Below are 604 nucleotides of genomic sequence, written 5' to 3'. Positions count from 1 at the left end.
TATTCATCAAAAGACAAGAAGCAAATGTATTCGCCTGCCATTCTATTGTATCCATAAATCCCCAGCGTTTATTTTTCTTCTTATTAACATCGCCAGTTCGACAAGCTAGTGATGCAGGCTTTTCTTCTCCATTAAAAAAAGATAGTTGGTTTGGATCTCTATAGAATACACACGGATGAATTACACCATGTCCGCATTCATGGGCTAGAGTAAATCTTCTAAATCCTTTATCTCTTGGATTGTCTAATTGCTTATCTATTAGAATAGTATTGGCTCTATCTGTAAGATATTCTAGTTCCCATTGTCCAGTTTCAACATTTGGCATTAGGCTTTTCATTGTTCGTATTACTTGGTCATCATTAAAGACCATCATCCCTGCATAGCATCCGTTATGAGATAAATAGGCATATTCAACATTAAATCCTAAATCAAATTCTGCTAGTCCCTCAATATCTACTGCTTCAAAATTTTCAATTGCAGATGGACAATATTTATTGAGAATATTCTCGGTCAGTGATTCAATTTGATCTAAAGTGATAAATGGAGCACCTGTACTTGATTTGTTGAAGTTATATTGATACATGCCTACCTCTCTTTTTCAATT

1 protein-coding gene is annotated in these 604 nt (G+C 34.4%); it reads right to left on the bottom strand.

Annotated elements, in window-relative coordinates:
* Positions 1-583, bottom strand: a 583-nt coding sequence (locus PEPTYR26121_RS08900) for an ImmA/IrrE family metallo-endopeptidase (protein WP_180501070.1), incomplete at its 3' end; no start/stop codon positions are given.
* Between the last annotated feature and the right edge of the window lie 21 nt (positions 584-604).

Origin of the sequence: Aedoeadaptatus nemausensis (assembly GCF_903819165.1) — a bacterium.
GTDB lineage: Bacteria > Bacillota > Clostridia > Tissierellales > Peptoniphilaceae > Aedoeadaptatus > Aedoeadaptatus nemausensis.
The sequence above is the reverse complement of the archived record's forward strand: the minus strand, read 5'-3'. Positions and strand labels throughout refer to the sequence as shown.